Source organism: Sphingomonas sp. PAMC 26605, assembly GCF_000241485.1.
In the GTDB taxonomy this organism is placed as follows: domain Bacteria; phylum Pseudomonadota; class Alphaproteobacteria; order Sphingomonadales; family Sphingomonadaceae; genus Sphingomonas.
Map to the genome: position 1 here is coordinate 2,644,021 of NZ_JH584241.1, position 23,232 is coordinate 2,667,252.

29 protein-coding genes are annotated in these 23,232 nt (G+C 65.2%); 27 read left to right on the forward strand and 2 right to left on the reverse strand.

The features are described 5' to 3' along the window. Positions 1–252: 252 nt before the first annotated feature. A complete protein-coding gene (locus tag RH90_RS12335; protein WP_010185996.1) occupies positions 253–546 on the reverse strand; it encodes a YdaS family helix-turn-helix protein in 294 nt (97 codons plus the stop codon). 84 nt (positions 547–630) lie between these two features. On the opposite strand from RH90_RS12335, the gene RH90_RS23465 reads away from it, so the two are divergent. From RH90_RS23465 to RH90_RS12440, 20 genes are all read left to right on the forward strand, one after another. Further along, the gene (locus tag RH90_RS23465) at positions 631–1,137 is read left to right on the forward strand and encodes a transcriptional regulator (RefSeq protein WP_037492763.1); all 507 of its coding nucleotides are present in this window, start codon (positions 631–633) and stop codon (positions 1,135–1,137) included. A 176-nt stretch (positions 1,138–1,313) separates the two neighbouring features. Continuing rightward, positions 1,314–1,709 (forward strand): hypothetical protein, encoded by a 396-nt coding sequence (locus tag RH90_RS12345; protein WP_037492765.1) that lies wholly within the window; start codon positions 1,314–1,316, stop codon positions 1,707–1,709. Positions 1,710–1,712: 3 nt separating this feature from the next. Then, positions 1,713–2,075: a hypothetical protein gene (locus tag RH90_RS12350; protein WP_010185997.1), complete on the forward strand. Its 363-nt coding sequence runs from the start codon at positions 1,713–1,715 to the stop codon at positions 2,073–2,075. A gap of 155 nt (positions 2,076–2,230) precedes the next feature. Further along, on the forward strand, positions 2,231–2,704 hold the full coding sequence (locus RH90_RS22620) for a LexA family protein (RefSeq protein ID WP_157134582.1): 474 nt from the start codon (positions 2,231–2,233) through the stop codon (positions 2,702–2,704). Further along, on the forward strand, positions 2,628–3,407 hold the full coding sequence (locus RH90_RS12360; protein WP_010185999.1) for a hypothetical protein: 780 nt from the start codon (positions 2,628–2,630) through the stop codon (positions 3,405–3,407). Before RH90_RS22620 ends, RH90_RS12360 begins: the two co-directional genes overlap by 77 nt. Before the next feature lie 310 nt (positions 3,408–3,717). Further along, positions 3,718–3,915, forward strand: a complete 198-nt coding sequence (locus tag RH90_RS12370) for a hypothetical protein (RefSeq protein WP_010186001.1) — start codon at positions 3,718–3,720, stop codon at positions 3,913–3,915. Between the two features lie 361 nt (positions 3,916–4,276). Further along, positions 4,277–4,810, forward strand: a complete 534-nt coding sequence (locus RH90_RS12375) for a host-nuclease inhibitor Gam family protein (RefSeq protein ID WP_010186002.1) — start codon at positions 4,277–4,279, stop codon at positions 4,808–4,810. Positions 4,811–4,899: 89 nt separating this feature from the next. Continuing rightward, on the forward strand, positions 4,900–5,142 hold the full coding sequence (locus tag RH90_RS12380) for an HNH endonuclease (RefSeq protein ID WP_442852472.1): 243 nt from the start codon (positions 4,900–4,902) through the stop codon (positions 5,140–5,142). A gap of 163 nt (positions 5,143–5,305) precedes the next feature. Then, positions 5,306–5,740: a P27 family phage terminase small subunit gene (locus tag RH90_RS12385; RefSeq protein ID WP_010186005.1), complete on the forward strand. Its 435-nt coding sequence runs from the start codon at positions 5,306–5,308 to the stop codon at positions 5,738–5,740. Continuing rightward, a complete protein-coding gene (locus tag RH90_RS12390) occupies positions 5,712–7,568 on the forward strand; it encodes a terminase large subunit (RefSeq protein WP_010186006.1) in 1,857 nt (618 codons plus the stop codon). Before RH90_RS12385 ends, RH90_RS12390 begins: the two co-directional genes overlap by 29 nt. Continuing rightward, positions 7,565–8,881 (forward strand): phage portal protein, encoded by a 1,317-nt coding sequence (locus RH90_RS12395; RefSeq protein ID WP_010186007.1) that lies wholly within the window; start codon positions 7,565–7,567, stop codon positions 8,879–8,881. The genes RH90_RS12390 and RH90_RS12395 overlap by 4 nt, the downstream gene beginning before the upstream one ends. Continuing rightward, positions 8,865–9,587, forward strand: coding sequence for a head maturation protease, ClpP-related (locus RH90_RS12400; protein WP_010186008.1), 723 nt, complete (start codon positions 8,865–8,867; stop codon positions 9,585–9,587). The genes RH90_RS12395 and RH90_RS12400 overlap by 17 nt, the downstream gene beginning before the upstream one ends. Positions 9,588–9,674: 87 nt before the next feature. Beyond that, positions 9,675–10,931: a phage major capsid protein gene (locus tag RH90_RS12405; RefSeq protein ID WP_010186009.1), complete on the forward strand. Its 1,257-nt coding sequence runs from the start codon at positions 9,675–9,677 to the stop codon at positions 10,929–10,931. An 89-nt stretch (positions 10,932–11,020) separates the two neighbouring features. Next, positions 11,021–11,224: a hypothetical protein gene (locus RH90_RS12410; protein ID WP_010186010.1), complete on the forward strand. Its 204-nt coding sequence runs from the start codon at positions 11,021–11,023 to the stop codon at positions 11,222–11,224. Positions 11,225–11,227: 3 nt separating this feature from the next. Next, positions 11,228–11,821: a head-tail connector protein gene (locus RH90_RS12415; RefSeq protein WP_010186011.1), complete on the forward strand. Its 594-nt coding sequence runs from the start codon at positions 11,228–11,230 to the stop codon at positions 11,819–11,821. Then, a complete protein-coding gene (locus tag RH90_RS12420) occupies positions 11,818–12,147 on the forward strand; it encodes a head-tail adaptor protein (RefSeq protein WP_010186012.1) in 330 nt (109 codons plus the stop codon). Before RH90_RS12415 ends, RH90_RS12420 begins: the two co-directional genes overlap by 4 nt. Further along, positions 12,147–12,677 (forward strand): HK97 gp10 family phage protein, encoded by a 531-nt coding sequence (locus RH90_RS12425; protein WP_010186013.1) that lies wholly within the window; start codon positions 12,147–12,149, stop codon positions 12,675–12,677. The genes RH90_RS12420 and RH90_RS12425 overlap by 1 nt, the downstream gene beginning before the upstream one ends. Positions 12,678–12,681: 4 nt before the next feature. Beyond that, a complete protein-coding gene (gene gp17, locus RH90_RS12430; RefSeq protein ID WP_010186014.1) occupies positions 12,682–13,053 on the forward strand; it encodes a tail completion protein gp17 in 372 nt (123 codons plus the stop codon). Positions 13,054–13,119: 66 nt separating this feature from the next. Further along, positions 13,120–13,554 (forward strand): phage tail tube protein, encoded by a 435-nt coding sequence (locus tag RH90_RS12435; RefSeq protein WP_010186015.1) that lies wholly within the window; start codon positions 13,120–13,122, stop codon positions 13,552–13,554. Further along, on the forward strand, positions 13,554–14,051 hold the full coding sequence (locus tag RH90_RS12440; protein WP_010186016.1) for a hypothetical protein: 498 nt from the start codon (positions 13,554–13,556) through the stop codon (positions 14,049–14,051). The genes RH90_RS12435 and RH90_RS12440 overlap by 1 nt, the downstream gene beginning before the upstream one ends. A gap of 74 nt (positions 14,052–14,125) precedes the next feature. Here RH90_RS12440 and RH90_RS24290 read toward each other — a convergent pair whose 3' ends face one another. Then, entirely contained in the window at positions 14,126–14,341 is a 216-nt protein-coding gene (locus tag RH90_RS24290; protein WP_232280417.1) for a hypothetical protein, read from the reverse strand. Between the two features lie 24 nt (positions 14,342–14,365). Between RH90_RS24290 and RH90_RS12445 the strand changes: the two genes are divergently transcribed. The 7 genes from RH90_RS12445 to RH90_RS23955 all read left to right on the forward strand — a co-directional run. Beyond that, positions 14,366–17,803 (forward strand): tape measure protein, encoded by a 3,438-nt coding sequence (locus RH90_RS12445; protein WP_232280405.1) that lies wholly within the window; start codon positions 14,366–14,368, stop codon positions 17,801–17,803. After that, a complete protein-coding gene (locus RH90_RS12450) occupies positions 17,803–18,417 on the forward strand; it encodes a hypothetical protein (protein WP_010186019.1) in 615 nt (204 codons plus the stop codon). Before RH90_RS12445 ends, RH90_RS12450 begins: the two co-directional genes overlap by 1 nt. A 2-nt stretch (positions 18,418–18,419) precedes the next feature. Beyond that, the gene (locus RH90_RS12455; RefSeq protein WP_010186020.1) at positions 18,420–18,902 is read left to right on the forward strand and encodes a hypothetical protein; all 483 of its coding nucleotides are present in this window, start codon (positions 18,420–18,422) and stop codon (positions 18,900–18,902) included. Positions 18,903–18,907: 5 nt separating this feature from the next. After that, positions 18,908–19,549 (forward strand): hypothetical protein, encoded by a 642-nt coding sequence (locus RH90_RS12460; RefSeq protein ID WP_010186021.1) that lies wholly within the window; start codon positions 18,908–18,910, stop codon positions 19,547–19,549. Further along, positions 19,536–19,994, forward strand: coding sequence for a DUF6950 family protein (locus RH90_RS12465; protein WP_010186022.1), 459 nt, complete (start codon positions 19,536–19,538; stop codon positions 19,992–19,994). The genes RH90_RS12460 and RH90_RS12465 overlap by 14 nt, the downstream gene beginning before the upstream one ends. Continuing rightward, on the forward strand, positions 19,991–21,976 hold the full coding sequence (locus RH90_RS12470; RefSeq protein WP_010186023.1) for a hypothetical protein: 1,986 nt from the start codon (positions 19,991–19,993) through the stop codon (positions 21,974–21,976). Before RH90_RS12465 ends, RH90_RS12470 begins: the two co-directional genes overlap by 4 nt. A 19-nt stretch (positions 21,977–21,995) precedes the next feature. After that, positions 21,996–23,232 (forward strand): hypothetical protein (locus RH90_RS23955; RefSeq protein WP_010186025.1); only part of this gene is annotated, 1,237 nt, incomplete at its 3' end.

Consider the following 23,232-nt stretch of genomic DNA (forward strand, 5'->3'; position numbering starts at 1 on the left):
GCAGCGGGCAGGGGAGCCCCCGCCGCCGGCGCTCGCCGCCCGGATGGCGGCCGAGGGAAAAGGGATGGCTGCACACCTGCGAAAACGGGACGCCGATCGCAAAAGACGACCGACGCCCCGCGCTGGTACGCAGTACAGGCAGACGAAGCGCACTCGTGACGGTGGTGAATGCCAAAACCCCCGAGATCGGGTCCACGTCACAGGTGATCCGGCCGGTCTGCTGGCGGCCGAAAGGGGGGAGGGATGTTGCGGTCATCGCGCTGGCGCCAGATCGTCGAGGGGGCCTGTATTGCGCGCGGTGTGATCGAGACGGTGGGGGGGCTGGTCGGATTCGTCGGGATAGATGTCGGGGGCGAGAAGGTGGCGGGAGACGCCCGTTGCAGCTTCAGCCTTCAGAACGAATCGATGCGAGAGAGGCGACCTCTTTTTGAGCAACTGGTTAATGTTGCCCGGTGTGCAGCCGACGATCCGTGCAAATTCCGACTCGCTCTCCGTCTTTGAGACGGCGAGTTCGAAGGCTTCGAAGGGGGTCAGCGCTACGTCCATGGCAAGGACTTATAGCCAGCTATCAGCTAAGCGCAATAGCAAACAATTATTAGAGCCCTATCAAGCGCGGGTTAGACGTTCTTCGTGATCGGGATCAATCTTGAGCGGCTCGAGCTGGCAATGAACGACTGGGGAAAGGACCAGTCAGCGCTCGCTCGCGTGGTTGGCTGCACCCCGGGTGCTATCAATCAGATCTTCGGTGGCAACGTACAGCGCTCAAAGTTTCTTCCAGACATCGCTGATGCGCTGGGCGTGTCGTTGCGGTGGCTTCGAGGAGAAGACGTCCCGCGTGAGCCCAGCGCACCAATCCAGCCGCGAACCCCCTTGCCAGTTCAGTTCGTGACGTTGCAGGTGGCTCTTCCTAGTGAAGATGCGCTGGCGCGGATGTTTGAGGGCTTACTCCTCTCTGCAGGACAGGCGAAGCCCGTGGACGGGCTTGCTCGAACGCTCGCCAAGCGATTGCCAGTTGGCCTGTCGCAATTGCGAGATCTTCTTCCCGCTGGACCGATGGATGAAGCACCTGCGCTCCCTGCAGGGCGTCGACCTCGCGGCAGAGCTCGTCCCGCACCGCTGCAATCACAGCGCAACTGATCTCGCAGCGTGCGCACCCTTCATCACAACCAGGCGTCGATCGAAATACGGCTACGTTCATCGAGTTCCCCCTTTTGCGAGGGCGTTGTCTTTGGACAGATTTTCCGAGCAAGTGATGAAGGTGAACCAACGATTATGTATACCGCGATATCGCTTCAGGTTTGGAGTGGCAGCCTATGACAGCCGCCGCGATCACATCCATGATGGCCTTCAACTTGGTGTGTTCGGGGACAACCACGACGGAATATGTCGCTCGCAGCAGCAGCGAACCCTACTCCGCAATATACCGCGTCGATCTCGATCGCAGCGAATTTTGCGAGGGTGTATGTGAGGCACCGAGGAAAATATACCGCGTGGAGCCGACCGAGCTCCTTTTAGAATTAAGCGACAATCCTGACGGGATGGTTCGTAGCTCGTTTCTAAATCAAGTCGATCGAAGGACAGGTGAGCAGCGGATTGATCAAACCAATCAAGAAAGTGACGATCACGACGTGATGTGGATCGTGCGATCACGCGGGCATTGCGAAAAAGCGCCGTTCACTGGCTTCCCCAAATTCGATACGAAATTTTGAGCTATGACGAGCGATGCCATCTTCGGCGCAGTCGTGGCCATCGAAACGGCGTGGCTGGGTGCCCTGACTGCTCTCGCCCTCAACCGCCGCAGGCGGTCTCTAGCCCCGATTATCGTCAGCTTGGCGGTTTTCATATTTGCGTACTTCGCGATGCTGATTTGGAATCAAGCGGTTCAGAGCACTGCTATCGCCGTGGCCAGGACCGCGATCCGAGCGACACCGCCCGACACGACGCGCGCTGTCGATGCTCTCTATTTTGGCTGGGAACTCATCACCGCCGCGATCGTGGGTTCCATCTATTGCAGCCTGCTGCCGAAGGTCGCGGACTACGTTAATCCAGATCGGGATGCAGGCGACCTGGATTAGAGCGAACACCTTCACGACCAACATTAGGTCTTCCCATAAGGGCGTGCGCACTCTCATATCGATCACCATGCCCAGTTCTGTGCCATCGGATCTATGGCGTATGTGAAGCATTCCCGCTATGTTCTTCGGGCAGGGGTGCGGACGCTAGCTTACCGATGGATGCGCAATTCGGGCTGACGCCAGTGATGGCCAGTCGCAAGCTGCAAGTGCTCGATTTCGCCAAGGCGTATTTCGTGCGTTGGGGCCGTTCGCCTAGCTACGGCGAGATCGCTCACGGTCTTAGCGTCAGCCGCGACACTGTGAAAAAGCACGTGGCCACGCTCACCCGCGAGGGGCTTATTCGCCGCGAGGCCGGCGATCGCCGCGGCATGTCGTTTCCCGAGCTCGAGGGGCGGCCTAGCATCGAGGAGGCGGCGCGGGTGCTCGCCCTGGCAGGCTGGAAGGTCAACACCAGCGATCAGGCCGTGTCGATCGCGCAGCCCCTTACATTTCCTCCCCTCCCGCGCGTGCCCGAGCTCGGTCATACCTCCGCGTCAGAATTCGGGGGAAATCATGTCGGACAGCAATCCAGCGCAGGCCAAGGTCATGCGGGCGATCATCGATCGCGAACACAAGAAGGCGCTGGCTGAGCGCGAGGCTGCGAAGGCCGCGATACCAGCACCAGAGCCGCGCGGCGTCGGTTGGTCGACCAAGGCGCCGAAACGGCGCAAGCGATCGGAGCTCGAGAAGAGCATCGCCGACGACGTCGAGCTCAACCGCCGGCGCTGGGCGCACAACCACCCGGACATCGCCGGCAGTGAGCGCGCGCTGCGGAAGGGCCGCGCTGAGATGCACGAGCGCTGGGACCACAAGGCGCACGGGACACCCGAGACCCACGAGCACAACGCGCGCCGGCAGGACGGATCTCTGGCCCGCCTGTATATATCCGGCGGCATCGATGCCGAGCAGCTCGCCTCGGCGGTCGAGATCGCCACGGTCGCCGAGCGGATCAGCGCGGCCGTCGAGGTGCGGACCTCGAGCGCCGAGCAACGCGTCGACAAATCCCGCAACGGCGACGACACCTTCTACGAGAAGCTCGGCACAGTGCGACGCGAGATGGCCTATTCGCAATGGCGTCGCGAGGTGCGCGGCCCGATCGCCGCGGTACTGGAAATGGTTGTCGGCGAAACGGTCGGCTTCACGGTCGTCGCCCAGCGCTATCGGATGCACAATCGCCGCGCCAAGCAGCTGCTGATCGATGCGCTGGATCTCTGGCCGGAGATCTACGGCCGGATCTGCAAGCAGGTCGATGGCGCGGCTCTCGACCGCGCCCACGCCAGCATTCTTGGATAATCTGCAGGGGGCTTACAAAAACTCCCCTCGGAAATGGCCACGCAACCTGCCATTTCGACCCCGCGACAATTGCGCCTGACGCCGACCGCCTTCCCCCCGGGCCGGTCGGCGTTCCCGTATCTGGAGCGCTTCCCATGCCCCAGCCGCGCGTCTCCATTGCTGACCAGCTCGAGCGCCTAACGCCCGACTGGGATCGGCTGGTGCACGACGCCCGGCTGGGGCGCCCGGGCCATACGGACTTCGAGGATCTCGAAGAGCGAGCACAGCTGCTCGCCCGCGCGATTGTCGCACCATTTCGTGGAGACCGCCGTTGATCGACCTGACGTCGTTGCGCACCTTCATTGCGGGCCTGAACGGCGACAAGGCCGAGATCTCGAAAGCCAGCCTAGTCGCGATCGAGCGCGAGCTCACCGCAGCGCGGACCGCTGCGGCGCACGCTGGCGCCAATCGTGGCATCCTCGGCGTCGTCGACGAGCTGCTCGCGCCTCGCGACGCAGCGGCTGCGTGAACCGCCAGCTATCGTCGCTCCTGGTCGGCGCTCGCGAGCGCCAGGCGGTCTCGCCGACATCGGCAATGCAAAGGCACATGCCAGCGGGTACCGACGGGGCATCGATCCCCGCCTGCGGTCTCCAACGCGCGGTTTTCCGCCAGATATTCTGAACGGGGCGGAGGGGTTCTCCGCCATTCCTGGAGCCTAAAATGCGACAGACCTCTCTGCTCCTCTGCGCGGCTGCGATGGCATCTTGTGCCACAGTGGCCACGGCCTCGGCGGTTGACCGCCAGCCCCGCGACGTCCAGCCGATGCCGCCCGGACAAGATACCCGGCAGCAGCGCCGGGCCCGCGAGCGCCGCATGCTGAAGCGCCTGGCGTGACCAAGCCGAGCTTCAAGCCGCCGCGCGCGCCGCGCACCGCCGAGCATGCCACAGAGTTGCTCGAGCGCGTCTCCCGCCTCGATGGTGAAGCGGCGACGATCGCCAGCAACCGCGATGCAGCGATCGCCGCTACCAACGCCGTCGCGGACTCCCTGCTGTTGCCTGTGCTCGAGGAGCGGTCGGCGGTCGCCGGCGTGCTCGAGGCGTGGTGGAGCAAGGATGGTAAGTCGCTGCTGACCGGCAAGCGGAAGACCGTCGAGCTGGGCGGCTGCATGATCGGCACCAAGGCGGCTTCCACCTCGCTGACCTTCACAGCCGACGACTTCGAAGCGGCGGTCAGGGCCTTGCAGGCCGAGCGCTGGGCCAAGCCCTACGTCAGCACCAAGGTGTCGGTCGACAAGGCAGCCACCAAGAAGGCGCTCGAGGGCAAGCACGGCGAGCAGCTGCGCACGCTCGGGTTCGGCACCAGCGGCGGCGCCGACGTCTTCGTGCTCACCACGGTCGCCCAGGCCGGCACCGTCGCCGCCTGACGCCGGTGCGCAAGGTCGAGCGACTCCGCGGCAGGGCAGGGCAGGCGCAACGCCTGCGACGCCTGCGTCGCACCAATGGCCTTTGCGAGATGTGCTTGGCCAACGGCCGCACCACCGAGGCCACTCGAGTCGATCATATCAAGCCGCTCGACCATGGCGGCAGCGACGAGGATTCGAACACCCGCAACCTTTGCCAGCCTCATCACCTCGAGGTGACGGCTGAGCAGTTCGGGCATCAGCGCAAGGCGGGCAAGCGCGGCTGCGACGCAAGCGGCCGACCGCTCGATCCCAACCACCCGTGGAAGCACGGAAAAGCGCGGCAACCGGGCTGATCTGGGCTCGAAATGGCACGGATCATGCCCGGCAGCCCGCTGCGGGCGCCGCGGCGGCCCCCCGGGGGGTCGAAAGTCAGCGAGCCGGGTCGCCGGACACCGCTTGCAACCCCCGTGTGCATTGATCGCGTTTTCAAAGTAAAAAGTTCGGGAGAAACGGGTCATGGCGAAGCGACCCGTCACCGCTTCCGGCATCGTCGAGCCGGCATGGAAAGTCCTTCTGCCGACCCCGGCCGAGCGCAAGATCGCGGCTGAGCATTGGCGCCGCATCACCGAGGAGATGAGCAGCCGCGAGACGCTGTCCACCTCGAACGGCCACGCGCTTCAGCGCCTGGTGCTCGCCTACTTGGTGTATGATCGCTGCTCGCGCCAAGTCGCCGACGACGGCATCGTGACCGAACCGAGCGCCGACAACCCGAAGGCGATCGCGCGCCTCTCGATCTATTTCAAGGCGATGCGCGAAGCCGAGAACACGGCCGAGCGCCTCGAGGCGCAGTTGGGGCTCTCGCCCGGGCGTCGCGCCAAGGTCGCGAAGGTGACGAAGCCGCGCGACCGGAGCGCGAGCGCCGATGCCTTCCTCGGTTCCCGTACGGGCTGACGCCCCCGGGGAGATCGACCCGACCACCCGCTGGGCGCAGGCGGCCGTTCGGGGCGACTTCCCGGTCGGCGACTTTGTCCGGGGCTCGGCCGAGCGACACCTCCGCGATCTCCGCGATGCGGAGACACGAGGCTACTTCTTCCGCCCTGAGCTCGCCCAGCGCGCTTTGGATTTCTTCCCGTCGGTCTTCACGATCACCGACGGCCCTGCAGCGGGGAAGCCGTTCCACCTGCTGCCCTACCATGTGTTCGCCGTCGGCTCGCTTATGGGGTGGGTCAACGCGGACGGGCGATGGCGCTTCCGATCGGCTTGGATCGAGACCGGCAAGGGGCAAGCGAAGTCGCCGTTGATGGGCGGGCTCGGCCTCTACGCGATGGGCTGGTGTGGCTTCCCGCGCAGTCAGGTCTACGCGATCGGCGGCGACAAGAACACGGCCAACGTCCTATTCCAGGATGCCGTAGCGATGTGCCGGGCGCAGGTGCCCGGGTACGACGAGGGCGAGACGCTAGAGGGGCTCGGGCACGTTAAGATCGGCGGCGTCGGCAAGAACGCCCACACAATCGAGCATCCAGCCAGCCAGTCGTTCTTCCTGCCGCTCGCCAGCGGCGAGAACCAATCGGGGCCGCGGCCACGCATGGTGCTTGCCGACGAAATTCACGAGTTCAAGACCGACGCGCAGATCGAGATCTGGCGTCGAGCCATCACCAAGGTGGCAGGCTCGGCGATGATGATCCTGGGCACGAACACTGCGGCGATCTCGAGCCATGTCGGCAACGGCTACTCCGAGGTCTACCAGGAGATCGCGACCGGCAAGAAGCGGGATGACACCGCCTTCAGCCTCGTGTTCCGCGTCGACAAGAAAGACCGGGAAACGGTCTTCACCAACGAGGCCGTTTGGCAGAAATCTCTGCCAGCGCTCGGTATCACCTATCCGGTCGCGAATATCCGCGAGGAGGTCCAGACCGCAAAGACCAGGCTGTCGACCGCATCGTCGGTCAAGCGCCTGTATTTCGGGATCCCGACCGGTGCGGCTGACTTCTGGATCGACGAGGAGAAGTTCGCGGCGGTCCTCGGCCCGGTCGATGACGCGGCGATCGCGGCGCTGAAGGGCTGCCGGTGCTGGCTGTCGCTGGATCTGTCGAAGAAGAACGATCTCACCGCGCTCACCGCCACCTGGTTGGACGGCGCCGGCGTGCTTTGGCAGAAGACCTGGTACTGGACGACGCAGGACGGCTTGGCTGACCGGGCGAAGACCGACAACGCGCCGTATGAGGAATGGGTCGAGGCCGGGCACTTGGTCGCAGTCCCGGGCGCGACGATCGACAAGAGCTTCGTAGCCGCCCAGGTCGCGCGGATCTGCGCGGAGCACAATGTCGTCGAGCTGGTGTTCGATCCGGCCCAGTTCGCCGACTTCGAGACCGCATGCGAGGAAATCGCGTTCCCGGCGTGGAAATTTGAAGGACCGGACAAGCCCGAGGGCACCGGCCTCAAGATGGTTCGGCACGCGCAGGGGGTGAAGGTGGTCTTCGAAGACCGTCAGCACTGTATGCCGCGGTCGATCGAGCGGTTCGAGGATCGCATCCTCAAGCAAACGATCGTCATCGACGATTCGCCGGTCACCTACAGCTGCGCGGCCAACGCCGCGATGGCGACCGATGGCCAGGCCAACCGGGCTTTCGACAAGAAACGCTCGCGCGGGAAAATTGACGGCATCGTCACCTGCGCGATGGGCGCCGGTGCGGCCGACAATATCGAGCTCGAAGGGACGAAGTACGATGGCAAGTTCTTCGTCGACCTCGATGACGATGATGACGAGGATCCTCTGTGAGCGTTGACGGCTACAAGCTCTCGCCGCGCGCGGCCGCGGCCGAGGCGCGCCGCGGCGGCGCTGTGCAGAACGCCGTCGAGAGCGCGCCGCTGATCGCCGGCGGCGAAATGTTCGAATGGTTCGGGAGCGGCCAGCGCGCGGCTGGAATGAACGTCACGCCGGAAACGGCGATGCGGTCGACCGCGGTGTGGCGGTGCGTCACGCTGATCTCGGGCGCGCTGATGTCACAGGCGCTGGGCGTCTTTCGGGTGACCGACAAGGGCGAGCTGGTCCGGGACTACGGCCATGCGTACAATCGCTTCCTGTCGGTCGAGCCCAACGAGGAAATGTCGGGCCCGACGTTCGTCGAGAATCAGGCAATCCAGATGCTGCTTCGCGGCAACGGCTACGGCCTGATGCGCCAGGCGCGCAACGGCACCCTGACCGATATCGACTTCTACTTTGCGGCGCGCGTGCTACCGTTTCGCTCTGCCGACCGCTCGATCTGGTACCGGTTCACCAACGAGGACGGCACGACCGAGGATCATCATTCCTCCTACGTGCTGCACTTCAAGGGCCCCGGGCTGAGCATCGACGGGATCCGTGCGCTTTCCCCGATCTCGCACCACGCCCAGTCGGTCGGGATCAGCCTCGCTACCCGCGATTACGAAGCCGGGCAGTTCGAGCGCGGGCTCATGACCAACGATTTCTTCCAGTTTCCGAATGGCGTCACCACCGAACAACGGCGCGACTTCAAGGAGTATCTGCGCAAGAAGGCCCAGGGTGTTGCGAACGCGCACAACCCCCTGCTGCTCGAGCAAGGCGCCGAGTGGAAGCGGGTCGCGGTCACCGCGAAAGACGCGCAGCTGCTCGAGTTGCTGCAATATTCCGTGGTCGACGTCTGCCGGATCTACGGCGTGCCGCCAAACATGGCCGGCGAAACATCGGGCACTTCGAATTGGGGCACCGGCGTCGAGCAGCAGACGATCGGCTTCGATCGCTGGACGATGCTGCCGCACAAGAAGCGCATCGCCGCCGAATACACCCGCAAGCTCTTTCCTGTCGTCGGCGCGCGCGTGTCGCCCTTCGTGGTGTGGTGGGACGACGACTTCCTGCTCTCCGGCGATAGCAAGGCGATCGCCGCCTATCTGCGCGCCGCGCTCGGCGGAAACCAGCTGCCCGGCTGGATCAGCCAGAACGAAGCGCGTCGCAAGGTGAACCTCCCGCCCGTGCCGGATGGCGACGAGATCTACCAGCCAACCGGCGCGCCGGCAGCGCCTGGCGCGCCGGCTGCCGAACCCGAAGAGGAACCCACCGATGCGCAAGCTGCTTAACCTCGCCCAGGACAACCGCGGGAAGGGTTCCGGCCTGCGCTCGGAGGCGACCGGCGCCGATACCACGACGGTCTATCTGTACGACGTAATCGACAGCTTTTGGGGGATCAACGCCGCCGACTTCGCGCGCGAGATCGCCGCGATCACGACCCCGAACGTGGCGCTGCGCATCAATTGCCCCGGCGGCGATGTGTTCGAAGCACGCGCGATGATGACGGCGATCGCCGAGCATCCCGCCAATTTCACCGCCAAGGTTGACGGGCTTGCGGCTTCGGCCGCGACCGCGATCACGCTCGCATGCGACACCGTCGAGATCGCCGACGGGGGTTTCTACATGATCCATCAGGCATGGACGTTCGCGATGGGCAATTCCGACGACATGACCGCGACGGCGGCGCTGCTCGGCAAGATCGATGACGTCCTCGTCGCGGGCTATGCCGGCAAGACCGGCAAGCCGAACGACGAAATCGCGGCGCTCATGCGTGCGGAGACCTGGTTCACGGCGCAGGAAGCAGTCGATGCCGGCTTTGCAGATGCCGTCACCGAATCGCCCGCCAAGAAGGCGAAGGCGCAGGCCAGCGCCTTCAACCTCGCGGCCTTCGCGAACACGCCGAAGTCACTCACCGAACAGGAGCCCGTCCTGGACGAAACGATGCGCACGCGCTCGCTCGCCCGTCTCGGTCTGTACGAGCGAACGGCCGCGTAAGCAGCCGCTCAAACCCGGCGCCGGTCCCCCCGGTCGCCTTTCCGAAGCCTCGCCTCACCAGCGGGGCTTTTTCTTTGGAGACGACACATGATCAATATCAAGGCGCTCCGGGACCAGCGCGCCGCCAAGGCAACCGAAGCCCGCAACCTGCTCGACACCAACACCACGACCTATACCGCCGCGATCGGCGTGCAGGTCGACGCGATCTATGAAGAGATCGACCGCATCGACGAGCAGATCGTGCGCGCCGAGCGCCAAGCGAAGATCGATGGCGATGCTGCAGCCGACGAAGGCAACCAGGAGCGCCAGCAGCAGGCGCTCAACGTCCTTTCGCCCGACGAGCGCGCGAAAGCGATCGCCTACAACGCCGCATTCCGCAATTTCCTGGTGCGCGGCGAGCGCGGTCTTACCAATGACGAGATCACCCTGCTCGTCGCCGGTCGTCCGCAGAACGCACAGTCCGGTCAGCAGTCGAACGGCGCGGCGGGCGGCTATCTCGTGCCGACCGGTTGGGGCGGCGAGCTGCTCGAGGCGCTGAAGGCATTCGGCGGGATGCGCTCGGTCGCTACGGTCGTGCAGACCGCCGGCGGCAACCCGCTGCCGTGGCCGACGGTCGATGAAACCGGACAGGAAGGCGAGCTGGTCGCGGAAAATCAGCCGGCCAGCGCGCAGGACGCGTCCTTCGGCACGATCGATATCGGCGCTTTCAAGTTCAGCTCGAAGATCTTCACGATCCCGTTCGAGCTGCTCCAGGATCAGGGCCCCGGCATCGACATCGAGGCGTTCATCCGTCGCGCGGCAGCCACCCGCATCGCACGCATCCAGAACCGGATGTACACGACCGGCACCGGCACCAATCAGCCGCGTGGCATCGTCACAGCGGCTGTCGCCGGCAAGGTCGGCATGACCGGGCAGACCGCGACCGTGCAGACCGACGACCTGATCGACCTCGAGCATTCGGTCGATCCGGCCTATCGCGCGATGCCGGGCGTCGGCTGGATGTTCCACGACAACACGTTGCGCGTCCTCAAGAAGATGAAGGACAGCCAGAACCGGCCGCTCTGGATGCCGGGCTACACCACCAAGGAGCCGGATACCTTCAACGGCTACAAGTACACGATCAATCAGCAAATGCCGACGATGGCGGCGAATGCGAAGTCGATCCTGTTCGGCGACATGTCGCAGTACATGATCCGCGACGTGATGGCGGTCACGCTGTTCCGCTTCGACGACAGCACCTACACCTCGCGCGGCCAGGTCGGCTTCCTCGCCTGGGCCCGAGGCGACGGCGACCTGATGAGCGCCGGTCAGCCCGTCGCCTACTATCAGAACGCGGCCAGCTGAGCCGATCCACGCCGACGCGCTCCGCGCGTCGGCGCCTGGGCTGATCGACCGAGCCGCGGCGATCGCCAATCTCACCGAAAGGAACCGAAATGGCTGACAAAATCGAGGACGCTCCGGCGTCGGACGTCAAGGTGCGCGTGCTGCTCAAGCATAAGGACCATCTCCCCAATCATGTCATCACCCTTTCGGCCGCCGCGGCCAAGGTGGCCGTGAAGGCTGGCTGGGCAGACGATGATGCCGACGGCGTCGCATACGCCGAAGCCAACGAGCTCCAGCCCGAGGCCGGTGCTTAAGCCATGACTGAGCCCGTCGCGCTCTCCGATATCAAGACGCACCTGCGTCTCGACCAGGGCGCGACGGATGAGGATGGCTATCTCACGATCCTGCTCACCGCGGCGCGCCGCGCGTGCGAGGGCCGGATCCATCGCGCCGTGGTGGGGACCGCCGCGATCGCGACCTTCGATAGTTTCCCGTCGGCGCCGATCGGCGTACCGCTCGAGGTGCAGCAGCCGGATGCGCTTTATCTCGAGCTCGAGGGCGGCACCGTCGCTTCGGTCACCTCGATCTCCTATTTCGACGGCGCCGCCGCCGCGCAAACGCTGGATCCGGCGACCTATATCGTGGACTTGGACCAGATCCCCGCACGCGTCGCTCCGCTCGATGCTTGGCCGATCGCGAAGCAGCGCCCGGGCGCGATCAAGATTTCCTACGTCCTCTCGCCGCTACCGCTGGATGATTTGGCAGCGGTGAAGCAGGCGATCTTCCTGCTCGTCGAGAATTGGTACAGCCATCGCGGCGCGGCCGTCGTGGACACGAAGGGTGTACCGACCGAACTGCCGCTCGCCGTCACCTGGTTGCTATGGCCGCTGACGCAGTTCGCGACCTCGTGACCCTCGCGGCCGGTCGGCTTCGCCAGCGAGTGCGGATCGAGCAGAACAATCCCGTCCGCGTCGGCGCCGGCCGCGAAGACGCCTGGTCGGCGATCGCGAGCGACGTCCCAGCCGAGGTTCTGTCGAAGAACGGGGGCGAGATTTTCGCCCAGGGGCTGGAGCGATCGACGCAGTTCTACGCCATCACGATCCGGTTTCGCACCGACGTGAAGGTCGAGCACCGCCTCATCTGGGGCGACATAACGATGGCGATCCGCACCTGCGCAGATCCGGACAATCGCCGGGAAAGCCTGTTGATCATTGCCGAGTCCGGGGTGCCGACCTGATGGCTTCGCGGGTCAAGGGGATCATTTCGACGCGTCGCCTGCTGAAGCGCATGCCCGATGCGATCCGCAGTGAGCTCGCGACGACGATCCGCGCGGCGGGGCCCGAGCTGCAGAACGCGATCGTCGCGCGCGCGCCGCGCGGAAAGACCGGGCGTCTGGTCGCTGGCGTGTCGTGGAAGTTCTATGCGTCCACGCTACGCCTAGTGGTCGGGTTCGTCGGAAAGCCGACCAACCGGAAGCTGTTCTATGCGCGGATCCTCGAATTCGGCCGCCGTGCGCAGACAGTGACGGTGCATCGGTTGAACAGGAAACACCGGAAGGAATGGGTCGGCCGTATCGGCGCTGGGACCGCGCGCGGAAGCGTGAAGCCCGCGGATCTCGGCACGACCTATAGTCTCCGCGTCAAGGCGCTGAAGCCGCGCCGCTTCGTCTACTCGCCCACAACCAACCTGCGCACCGTGATGAACCAGCGCCTGAACGGGATCTGGGATCGCGCGCTGAAGCGGGTGTCGGGGGGCGGCGATGAGTAGCGCAATGGCGGCGGCCGAGCTCGCGGTCTTCGATGCGCTCACCGCCGGCGTCACGCTCGGCGTGGTGTATCAAGACGTACCCGCGGGCACTCAGGCGCCGATCGTCATTGTCGCCGAGATGACCGAGGATCCGCTGCCGTCGAAAACCTCGAGAACGGTGCAGATCTCGCTCACCATCTCGAGCGAGGTGTGGCAGCCGGCACGCCGGCCGATCTTGCTGCTCAGACAACAGGTGAAGGATGCCCTGCACGGCAAAACGCTCCTGCAGGACAGCTTCGAGATCAAGGTGCTCTGGCTAAACGGCGACGCCCGTCAGGTCGACGAGCGCACGTACTTCGGCACCGACGAATTTACCGTCTTCGCCTCGCCGGTCTGAGAACGGCCGCGCTCCCAAGATTTAACCGATGCGGCTGCCCGGCTGCGTCTTTTCATGGAGGTCCCAATGGGCATCAAACTCGGCAATGACTATCTGCTCTGGATCAAGCCGGCGACCGGCCAGACCTTCCTGGTCGTGATGGGGCAGGGTGATCTCTCCATCAAGCGCACCGCGGCGACGATCGACACCGGTTCGAAGACTTCGGGAGGCTTCGCCACGAAGGCTGCAGGCCTGCGCGACGGCTCCGCGACGCTGAAGATCAATCCCGAACTGCCCGATGCCGGTTATACCGCGCTCGAGAGCGATGCGAAGTCGACGCCGCCCGTGCCGTTCGTCGTCCAGGTCCGCAAGGGCGGCCTCGAGGCGGATACTACCGATGCGGTGTTCGAATGCGAGGTGTACGCTACCGACTTCAACGACGACTACGGCAAGAACAATGTCGTGACAGTCGACACCACGCTGGTCTTCGCCGGTGCGCCGACCATCGACACGCTCGCCTGATGAGCGCGAACGCCGTACGCGGCGAGGTCGATCTCGATCTCGGCGGCGTCACCTTCACGCTGCGACCGTCGTATGACGCGGTCGTGGAGTGCGAGGACGCGACGGGCATGTCGCTGACCGAGATGGCGCTCGCTGCCGATGACGGCAGCATGAAACTCGGCGCGGCGGCGATCATCGTGACCGAGACGGTCAAGGCATGGGGCAAGGCCGAGAAGCGCAATAGCGCGATCGGCGTCGACCGCACCAAGATCGGCCGCCTGATCTTCGACATCGGCGTGATGCACGTCCTGCCGCGGATCGCGATCGTCATGCTCAATGCGGCCTCGGGCGGGGTCGACGCCTCGGGAAAACCGAAGCCGATACCGGAACCGATCCTGCCCGGTATCGGCGAAACCTCGCAGGAATCGCCTCCGCCGCCCTCGGGTGGAGCGCGGACGCCTTCTGGTCGTCGACGTCGCACGAGTTCTTCGCCGCGTTCGAAGCCTGGAAGCAAATGAACTGTCCCGACGAGTCGTGATGGTCAGCAAGGGAGACGTCGATGGCTGACAGTCCAGACGTCAAGCAGCTGCTGCTACAGGTCGACGCTACCACCGAGCTGTTGCGGCGCAACCTCGACCGTGCCCAAGGCGAACTCACGCGCTTCCAGCAGGGCGCGCAGCGTACCCTCGATGCTACCGATCGCGGTTTCGCCAACCTCGGCCAAGGCCTCGACCGCGTTGCGCCGGCCGTCGCGCGCGTCAACGCCCAGATCGGGACGATCGGCGCGTCGGCTGTGCGGATCCAGCACCAGGTCGAGGCATCCTCGCGCGCGATGGCGACCGCGCTTGCCGCGTCGGCGGCGGGGCTCGCTGCAGGTTTCTCGGTGCAAAAGGTAGCTGAATATGCCGATGGCTATACGCGGTTCACCAACGCGCTGAAGATCGCGGGCTTGGAGGGTAGCAACCTCACCTCGGTGCAGGAAAAGCTGTTCCAGTCGGCGCAGAAATACGGCGCGCCGCTTGAGGCACTCGGCACGCTCTACGGTCGCACCGCCCAGTCGGGAAAGGCGCTTGGCGCCAGCCAGAACGATTTGCTCAAATTCACCGATGCCGTGGCGGCTTCGATCAAGGTCCAGGGCGTGTCGGCCGAGGAAGCCAAGGGCGCGCTGCTGCAGCTCTCCCAGGCGTTGGGCACCGGCGTTGTACACGCGCAGGATTACAACTCGGTCGCCGATCAGCTGCGCCCGCTACTGCAGGCGGCGGCCGATGCGAGCGAGAAGTATCGTGGCAACGTCGCGGCGATCAAGAACGACGTGAACGACCAGAAGCTGGCGTCGGCTGATCTTTTCCGCCTAGTGCTCGCCGGCTACGACGGCCTGCAGAAAAAGGCAGGTGCGGCATCGCTGACGATCGCTGCGTCGCTCCAGACGCTCAACAACGCACTCGGCAAGTATATCGGTGAAACCGACGAGGGCCTATCGGCCACTGACCGGTTTGGGATCGGCATCAAGGTGCTGGCGGATAATCTTGGCACGGTGTTGCCCGCGTTGACGGCTATCGCGATTGGCTTTGGTGTCACCAAGGCGGCCGGCCTCGGGTTCAACGCCGTCGCCGGCGTTCTCGCGCACGTCGCTGAAGCTGACCAGGCGCTGGCGCGTCAGGTGCTGCTCGGCAATGCGCAATTCATTGATCGGACGGCGAACGCGGCGGCTTCAGCAATTGCGGTGCAAGAGGCGGCCGCCGCGGAGGTATCCTCGATCGAGGCGACGATCGTAGCACGCCGCGCCGAGCAGGAAGTGCTTCGCGAATCTATTGCGGAAACGCAGGCACTGGCGGCGTCGAAGCGAGCAGAGGCGGCTCTGGCTGCAAACTCCAACATCGCCAATGGCGGAATAAATCTTGCTGCGGCCAACAAGGCTCGCGCCGTAGCGGAAAACGATGCGGCGTTCGCTTCGCAGCGTTTGGCCGCCATGCGCACGCGGCAGGCGGCGGTCGATGTCGAACTGATCGCGGCCGAAGAATCGCTCGCAGCTGCGACCGCAACCTCGGCAACCGCCACTGAAGCCGCTACCGTTGCTACCGCCGCTGCGACTATCGGCGCCCGGGCGGCCGCGACTTCTACGGCTCTCTTCGCCGGAGCGCTCGAACTGGTCTCTGGCGCACTGCCGATCATCGCGATCGCGGCGGTCGTCGCAGCTATCATGTATTTTCGGAGTGAAGCGGAGCGCGCTACTGAGCAAACCAAGGCTTTCGCGGAGCGCCATCGTGAAGCCGCAACCGTGCTTGGGCAGACGGCGATTTTCGCGACCTCGGCGGCCGGGGCCATCACACAGGTCGGCACGAATGCAGCCGCCGCCACTGGGAAGATGGCAGCGTTTGCGGGCAAGGTGGGCGAAGCCGCCGAGCAGCTCCGCCAACTCGCTATTCAGCAACGCGATACCGCATTGGGCAAACTTCAGATCGTCGGCAATTCGGCATCGGCGACGATCCGCGAAGCCTCTTATCGTATTCGCGAGCGTAATTCGCAGGTGCGGGGTAGAGGCGATACTCTGGACTTCTCGTTGACCGACGAGCGTCCAGCCGAAAATGCGAAGGACCAGGCCGCGATCACCAAGGCGCGCGCAGATCTCGCCGAAGCCCGTCGCCAGTATCAGGCTATCGCCGGTCGCCCGCTCGAGAAGAATTTGTCCGCCTCAGCGCTGACGGGCGGCCGCGACATCAAAGGGGACCTCGCGCAGGCTCGAAATGATCTCAAGATCGCGCAGGCCGGCGGCGATAAGACCGAAATCAACAGGCTTAAGGCGACGGTTTACGAGCTCACCCAATATCAGGCGTACCGGAAGGCAGGAGCATCCGACGATTCTGCCAAGGCCCGATCGTCGGCTGATGCGCAGCGGCTTCGTGACGCCGGGCAAGGCAAGATCGACGCCGGCGACGCCAAGCGCAATGCAGCGGCGGGCGCGCGCGCCGATCGAGCGGCCGCGGCTGCTGCGCGTAAGGGCGCGGCCGAGGTAAAGGACGAGGCGAACGATACGCGCGCCTACAAAGCGGCCGAGCGCGCGGCCAACGACAAGATCGCTCAGTCCAATGCCGAGCTGACCAACTCGACCGCCGCGCGGGCGCAGATCGAGCGCGATCGCATCGAAGCCGATCGTATTTCGAAAAACGAGGAGATCGCGCAGCAGGGCAAGGCTGGCCACTATAACGATGAGCGCGTTAGGAATCTCCAGAAGCTGAACGACCAGGCGGCGAAGGCCGCGACCAACGTCGTCGACGTGAAGGAGCGCCGCCAGAACGACCAGGACGGGCTGTCGCTTTACGGGCGGCAGAACGAGATCGATCGCGATCGGTTGGCCAATTACGAGCAACTGGGCCTGACCGTCGCCCAGCGCCGCACGACCGAGCTGCAACTGCTCGCGCTCGCCAAGGAGGAAGAGCGCAGGAAAATCGCGGCGGTCCTCGCGAAGGATAGCGGTGCCAGCGAAGGCGACCGCGCGATCGCCACGCTGGATCAGAATACGCTCGATGAGCGGTATGCTTCCAAGGGCGCAGTCCTCGCCAGCCAGAATGAGGGGCCGTTCGACCAATATCGGCGGAAGCTGAAGGTTAGCACTGCCGATACGAAGAGTGCGCTCGAGCAGCTGAAGGTCAACGGCCTGCAGGGGCTGGAGGATGGGCTCGTCGGTCTTCTCAACGGGACCGAAAGCGTCGCCTCAGCCTTCAAGAAGATGGCATCGTCGATCATTTCTGACCTCGCGCGTATCGCGATCGAGAAAGGCATCTTCTCGCTGATCGGCGCGCCGTTTGGGTTGAGCGTGGGCGGACGGATCCCGGGCAAGGCAACCGGCGGCCGTATCTCGGGCGCAGGTACCGGCACGTCGGATAGCATCCTCGCAATGATCGACGGAAAGGAGCCGCTCGCGGTTTCGAACGGCGAGTCGATCGTCACGGCCGAGGCGACCGCCAAATGGTGGCCGCTGATCGACGCCATGAACAAGGGCAAGCTGCGCGGCCGCGCGGCCGGCGGACGGGTCGGGCCCTCGGTCGGCAGCATTTTTCAGCCCGCGGCGCCTGATATGCGCTCGATCGGCGAGGCGCAGCGCGCAAACCGCACGACGCGCGAGATCCTCTACGTCCAGATCGACAAGTCCGATCTGTTCGATGCGCATGTGCAGCGCGCCGCCGCGCCGCTCGCTCAGGTTGCAATGGTCGGCGGTTCGGCGATGGCGCAGCAGGAATATGCCGACGATCGATCGCGGAGCATCCCATAATGGCGACACCGATCGCCGGCCCGATCCCGCTGCCAAGCTATCCTGGCTTGAAAACCGACAGCCCATCTATGCTCGATTGGGGCGGGGCGTTGGTCGCTACCAACGGCGGCGCGACGCAGACGCTGATGCGCCTCGGAACTCGGCACGCGCTGGAGTTCGCCATCCCGACGATGCCGACCGAGCCTCTCGGCCGGATCTGGTCGGCGCAGCTGCGCCTGGCGAAGCTGTTCGGTGCGCTGGTGCCGTTCGGCCAGGATGGATTCGATGTCGGCGCCCCCGGCGCGCCTGTGGTGGCTGGCGCGGGCCAGTCCGGCATGGCGCTTGCGGTGCGGGGCTTTCGGCGCGGATACAACGTGCGGGTGGGGCAGGCGTTCAGCCACATCCATCTCGGCCGGCGTTATCTCTATTTCATCGCCGCACAGGATCTCTCGCTCGACGGCACGCTCGAGCTGTCGATCTTCCCCATGCTGCGCGTGATCCCGGCCGACGGCGACGTGCTCGAATTCGCGAAGCCGATGATCCAGGGCAGCCTCTCTGGGCAGTCGGTGAAGTGGACCCGGCAGACCGCGCCGTGGAGCGATTTCGGTTCCATAACCGTGACGGAGGACGAGTGATCATGGCCGACGACATCGCAAGCGCGACCGCGCGCCTTGATTACGAGGCGGCGATCGCCGACGCTTCGGAGCGGGTGAAGTATCAGGTCGCGCTCGTCGATCGGGGCCTGCAGAGCCTTATGCTGATCAACGGCGGCGCGCTGGTCGCGCTGTTCACCTTGCTCGGCAGCAAGGCACCGCCGCATTTCGACGCCAGGTTGCTGTGGTACGCCTTCGGCTTTTTCGCGCTCGGCCTGGCCATGACGTTGCTCGCCAACCTCTCGGCCTTCCTGTCGCAAGCCGCATTCTACGCGGTGAGCATGATGGAAGCTTGGGATGCTCAGCGCGCGATCGGCGGGCTCGCTGCCGAGCGGACCACTGATATGCATCGAGCGCATCGCGGCGGGCTGCATGCGCAATATGCCGGCGTCGCTACGGCGGCCCTCGCGCTTTTCGCGTTCGTGCTTGGCTGCGGCCTCGCCTTCGCCGGCGTGCTGCCTAGCTAACCGGGATGTCAGAATTACCACCAGTACTCGCCGCGGCGCTCCGCGGCGAGCGACCGCTGCTGTTCGGGTGCGTCGAGATCAACCTGCCCGGGTACGACCTGATGCTGCTCGACGGATCCGGCCAGTTGATGGTCGGCAACCGGCTCTTCGTCGGGCGCGACCCGACATGGGGCGTGCTCGACACGATCAAGGGCCTTTCCGATACGCTCGACGACCAGGCGCCCTCGATCAGCCTGGGCTTGATCCCCTCGACCGATGTCGCGCTGGCGCGGCTGATCGACCCGGCCCTGCAAGGCTCGACGGTGACGATCGCCATGGGGTGCGTGGACATGTGGACCGGGACCGCAGTGAGCGCGCCGTATGTGCTGTTCGTCGGCGAGCTCGACGTCCCAACTGTTTCCTGGGACGCGAACGATCGCCGACTGGAGTTCAAAGCGACGAGCATCGCCGAGCGGCTGTTCGCGACCGAGGAGGGAAAGCGTCTCTCGGACGCGTTCCACCAGAAGGTCTGGCCTGGCGAGCTCGGGCTCGCTTTCGTCACCGACGTCGAGACCTATGTCCCGTGGGGGCAGAAGCTCGACACCAGCGCGGTCGAGACGCGTACCAACAACTCCAGCATCGGGGCGATCAGCTATGCCCGCACCTGACATCGAGGCGGCGCCGGATCATCCGCTGGTACGCCGGCGCGACGCCGCGCAGATCACGCTCGACACTTGGTCGAAGCGCCCGCAGAAGCTCGGCACAGCCGACTGCGTCCGCATGACGGCCGCGCACTTGCGGTTGCTCGGCTGGAGGGTGAAGCTGCCGCCTGCCGGCAGCTATCGCACCGTCAATTCGGCGATGAAGGCGCTCGCCAGCGCCGGCCACGATTCGATCTCGGCCGCCCTCGACGCACTTGGCCTCGAGCGGATCTCGCCGGCGGCGACGATCGTCGGCGATATCATCCTGATGCCGGCCGATCACGAGCTCGGCGCGCTCGTGATCGTCATGGGCAACGGCCGCGTCGCCGGCTGGCATGACGAATGCGCGGATGGCGTCGTCGTCATGCAGCCGCTGCAGATGCTCGCCGCTTGGCGCGCGGATCCGCAATGAAAGTCCTCAAAATCGCAGCGATCGTCATCGGCGCCGCAGCACTGATCGCGACCGGTGTCGGCGTCGCCGCCGGCTTGAGCATCGGAGCGTCGTTCGCTGGCGTCGCCGGGTCGGTCGGCCTGGCGCTGGGTGTCAGCGGCACTTTGGTCGGCGGCGTCTTGCTCGGTGCGATCGGTATTGCGGTGACGAGCGGCCTTGAGGCGGTGTTACCAAAGCCATCGGCGACCAGTGGAACGCAGACGAAATGGAAGCCGGATCCCTATGCCGGCAACCCGTACCTGATGGGCCGCACGCTCGCGGGCGGCAACATCGTGCTCCGCCGCGGGCACGGCACGAACAACATGTACGAGACCTTCGTTACGATCCTGACGATCTGCACCGCGGCGTCGATCGACACGACCTTCCTCAACAAGACGACGACCGCGTTCGATAGCGGCGGTGCGGCGGTCGGAACCTATGCCGGCCAGGTGTGGCAGCGCCAGCAGCTGGGCCTTTGCCCGGAACCGACGGCGCTGACCTCCCCAGTTGGCAACCCGGCCGGGTTCACGCCCCAGCACAAGCTCTCCGGCCTCGCCGCGACGATGCTGACCTTGAAGTATGACACGCGCACCACGAACGGCCTGACGACCGAGCCGGCACCCGCCTGGATCGGGCATTGGGTCAAGGTCTACGACCCCCGCCTCGACAGCACGTACCCGGGCGGCAACGGCACCTGCAGGGCGTATGACGAGGACACCTACGTGTGGTCCGAGAACCCGCATCTCCATGGCCTGACCTGGGCTATGGGACGATATCAGAACGGCGTGCGCGTGGCTGGTATCGGTGCCGGCGCGCCCGTCGCGGGCGGGACGGTCAAGGGCGTGGACGTCGCCAGTTTCGTCGAGGGGGCAAATCTCGACGACGCGCGGCACTGGACGATCGGCGGCCAGGTCAACACGCGTCCGGACACCCTCTGGAACAGCCTCAAGTCGATGCTCCAGGCGGGCGGCGCGCGCCCGGCGCTGATCGGCGGCGTCATCACCTCGATCAATCGTGCGCCGCGCGTCAGCCTGGCGACCATCACGCGCGACGATATCGTCGGCAAATGCACCTTCGCCGGCACCCAGCCGCGCCGTAACCGCCTCAACGGCATCATCCCGCAATATCGCTCCGAGGCGCACGATTGGGAGATGGTGTCGGCCGGCGAGGTGTCGGTCGCGGATTTCGTCACGCTCGATGGCGACGAACGGACGAAGGAAATTCCGTATCCATTGGTCCAGGACGTCGATCAGGTCGCGCAGCTCGCCGGCTATGACCTGTACGATCTGCGCGAAGCCGGCCCCGGCTCGGTTCCGCTCAAGCCGTGGTGGCTGAACTACAAGGTCGGCGATTGCGTCACCTTCGAGCCCGAAGATGGCCTCTCGATCAAGACGCTCGTCACCGGCCGCGCGATCGAGGCGCAATCCGGCGTCGTGACGTACACGCTGCGCGGCGAGACCGACGACAAGCATTCGTTTGCGCTCGGGCAGACGGGCACCGCCCCGCCGATCGTCAGCTTGGCCTATAGCACCGGCGTCGCAGCGCCAGACGGCGCGGACTGGACCCTCACCGGAACCGCGTTGACGGCGGATGGCGCGTCCCAGCCCGCGCTGCACCTCACCGGTGCGGTCGGCAATTCGAGCGCCGAAGCCGTGATTTTCGAATATCGGACCGCCGGCACCACGGCCGGCGCCTGGACGGCGACGGGCACCGACGCCGCGACGACGATCGAGAAGACCATCACGTCGGTGTCGCAGAACACATCCTATGAGGTTGCGGTGAGCTACCGGGTCCGCGGCGTCACGGGATCACGCCGCGTGCTTGGTCCGGTCACGGCCGGTGCGCTGACCGTGTCCAGCGTCGCCGATGCCGGCAGCGCCGGCGTCGTGAGCGACGGGACCACTTCCTACTCGGCCGAGCAGATCAAAGCCCTCGAGCTGCGCCTCGACGCGGCCGGGCTCTAGAACCCAACCGGAGAATATCATGGCAATTGCGGCTCATCTGCCGATCGTCGCCGATCGGGCGGGCGCCTGTGTGCGAACGGTTCGCTTCGTCGGGCTCGATCTTCGCGCTGCGGCAATGCGCCTACAAGTCCGGCTGAAGCCGGACACGCCGGGCGCTCCCTTGGTCGATCTGAACATCGCCGCAGCCGATGTCGAAGGACTGTCGCTCGCCGAGTTCTCGATCGCTGACGGTGTGCCGACGAGCACGGTGCAGATCCGCATCGCTGAAGCGACGATGAAGGATGACGCGAAGGTCCCCTATATCGGTGAGCTGGGCGATGCCGCGCCGCTCGCTTACGACCTGATCGCCACGATCGGCGGGGATAAGCGTCGGCTGATCTTCGGCGAGTTCGTCGCCTTGGCGACGGTGAACGGCGCGGACGGTGCGCCAGCGTCGCGCCCCGAGGGCGGCGGATCCCGGTCGCAGTCCTGGTCGGCTTGGTCGAATGCGTCGGTGTCTGTCCTTACTGATGTTGCGCAGGTATCGATCGATGGGCTCGACCAGCTGGCGCCAATCGTCGCCACGGCGACCGACGCAGCGGACCGTGCGGAAGCAGCTGAGGCCGGGGCGGTTTCGGCTCTGGAGACCCGAGCACCTAAAAAGGGCGCGCTGTTCGCGCCCGCGGATGGCCTTCCTGCAAATGTTGGCGGTTACGCGAACTTCGAACAGCCGGCGGACTCTGACCTTTCGGCGCCTGCCTTCATCGGCGTGATCGGCAATCGTTTCGTGTTCGGCGATGGCGGCGCAGGCAACCGTGGCGCCGGGCTGGACCTCACGAGAGCCAGTCTCGGCTTCGGCACCAATCTGCTCTTCGACGAAGCTCCGACCATCCGGCCAGCCATGGGCGCGCCGGCCACATTCGGCGGCTACAGCTTCGACATGCGACCCGCCGACGGTTCCGCGCTTAGCGGAGACGTTTTCCGCGGCGTGATCGGCAACCGCTATGTCTTCTACGATTACGGTGCCGGCAATAACGGCTTCGGGATCGATCTGACCCGGTGTTTGCCGGACGTCGGGTCGAACGCGGTCCTGGATAGCGACGGCGCCGGCAATCTGGCATTCGGGTTGATGTACGGCCGCAAGTTTCACACCGACACGCGTTCGGTCGAGATTAATGGCTATTACGCGCCGGGCGAGGCGGGCGTCGCGAACGTCCCGCGCTGGAACCTGGTCCGGGTCACCGCCGGCCCACAGACCTTTGCGCGCTCTCCTGATG

What these genes read in the sequence shown, in the direction of transcription:
- RH90_RS12335 (WP_010185996.1), bottom strand. Translation starts at nt 546, where the DNA reads ATGGACGTAGCGCTGACCCCCTTCGAAGCCTTCGAACTCGCCGTCTCA.
- RH90_RS12345 (WP_037492765.1), top strand. Translation starts at nt 1,314, where the DNA reads ATGACAGCCGCCGCGATCACATCCATGATGGCCTTCAACTTGGTGTGT.
- RH90_RS12350 (WP_010185997.1), top strand. Translation starts at nt 1,713, where the DNA reads ATGACGAGCGATGCCATCTTCGGCGCAGTCGTGGCCATCGAAACGGCG.
- RH90_RS22620 (WP_157134582.1), top strand. Translation starts at nt 2,231, where the DNA reads ATGGATGCGCAATTCGGGCTGACGCCAGTGATGGCCAGTCGCAAGCTG.
- RH90_RS12360 (WP_010185999.1), top strand. Translation starts at nt 2,628, where the DNA reads ATGTCGGACAGCAATCCAGCGCAGGCCAAGGTCATGCGGGCGATCATC.
- RH90_RS12380 (WP_442852472.1), top strand. Translation starts at nt 4,900, where the DNA reads ATGTGCTTGGCCAACGGCCGCACCACCGAGGCCACTCGAGTCGATCAT.
- RH90_RS12385 (WP_010186005.1), top strand. Translation starts at nt 5,306, where the DNA reads ATGGCGAAGCGACCCGTCACCGCTTCCGGCATCGTCGAGCCGGCATGG.
- RH90_RS12390 (WP_010186006.1), top strand. Translation starts at nt 5,712, where the DNA reads ATGCCTTCCTCGGTTCCCGTACGGGCTGACGCCCCCGGGGAGATCGAC.
- RH90_RS12400 (WP_010186008.1), top strand. Translation starts at nt 8,865, where the DNA reads ATGCGCAAGCTGCTTAACCTCGCCCAGGACAACCGCGGGAAGGGTTCC.
- RH90_RS12405 (WP_010186009.1), top strand. Translation starts at nt 9,675, where the DNA reads ATGATCAATATCAAGGCGCTCCGGGACCAGCGCGCCGCCAAGGCAACC.
- RH90_RS12410 (WP_010186010.1), top strand. Translation starts at nt 11,021, where the DNA reads ATGGCTGACAAAATCGAGGACGCTCCGGCGTCGGACGTCAAGGTGCGC.
- RH90_RS12415 (WP_010186011.1), top strand. Translation starts at nt 11,228, where the DNA reads ATGACTGAGCCCGTCGCGCTCTCCGATATCAAGACGCACCTGCGTCTC.
- RH90_RS12425 (WP_010186013.1), top strand. Translation starts at nt 12,147, where the DNA reads ATGGCTTCGCGGGTCAAGGGGATCATTTCGACGCGTCGCCTGCTGAAG.
- gp17 (WP_010186014.1), top strand. Translation starts at nt 12,682, where the DNA reads ATGGCGGCGGCCGAGCTCGCGGTCTTCGATGCGCTCACCGCCGGCGTC.
- RH90_RS12435 (WP_010186015.1), top strand. Translation starts at nt 13,120, where the DNA reads ATGGGCATCAAACTCGGCAATGACTATCTGCTCTGGATCAAGCCGGCG.
- RH90_RS12440 (WP_010186016.1), top strand. Translation starts at nt 13,554, where the DNA reads ATGAGCGCGAACGCCGTACGCGGCGAGGTCGATCTCGATCTCGGCGGC.
- RH90_RS12445 (WP_232280405.1), top strand. Translation starts at nt 14,366, where the DNA reads ATGGCGACCGCGCTTGCCGCGTCGGCGGCGGGGCTCGCTGCAGGTTTC.
- RH90_RS12450 (WP_010186019.1), top strand. Translation starts at nt 17,803, where the DNA reads ATGGCGACACCGATCGCCGGCCCGATCCCGCTGCCAAGCTATCCTGGC.
- RH90_RS12455 (WP_010186020.1), top strand. Translation starts at nt 18,420, where the DNA reads ATGGCCGACGACATCGCAAGCGCGACCGCGCGCCTTGATTACGAGGCG.
- RH90_RS12460 (WP_010186021.1), top strand. Translation starts at nt 18,908, where the DNA reads ATGTCAGAATTACCACCAGTACTCGCCGCGGCGCTCCGCGGCGAGCGA.
- RH90_RS12465 (WP_010186022.1), top strand. Translation starts at nt 19,536, where the DNA reads ATGCCCGCACCTGACATCGAGGCGGCGCCGGATCATCCGCTGGTACGC.
- RH90_RS12470 (WP_010186023.1), top strand. Translation starts at nt 19,991, where the DNA reads ATGAAAGTCCTCAAAATCGCAGCGATCGTCATCGGCGCCGCAGCACTG.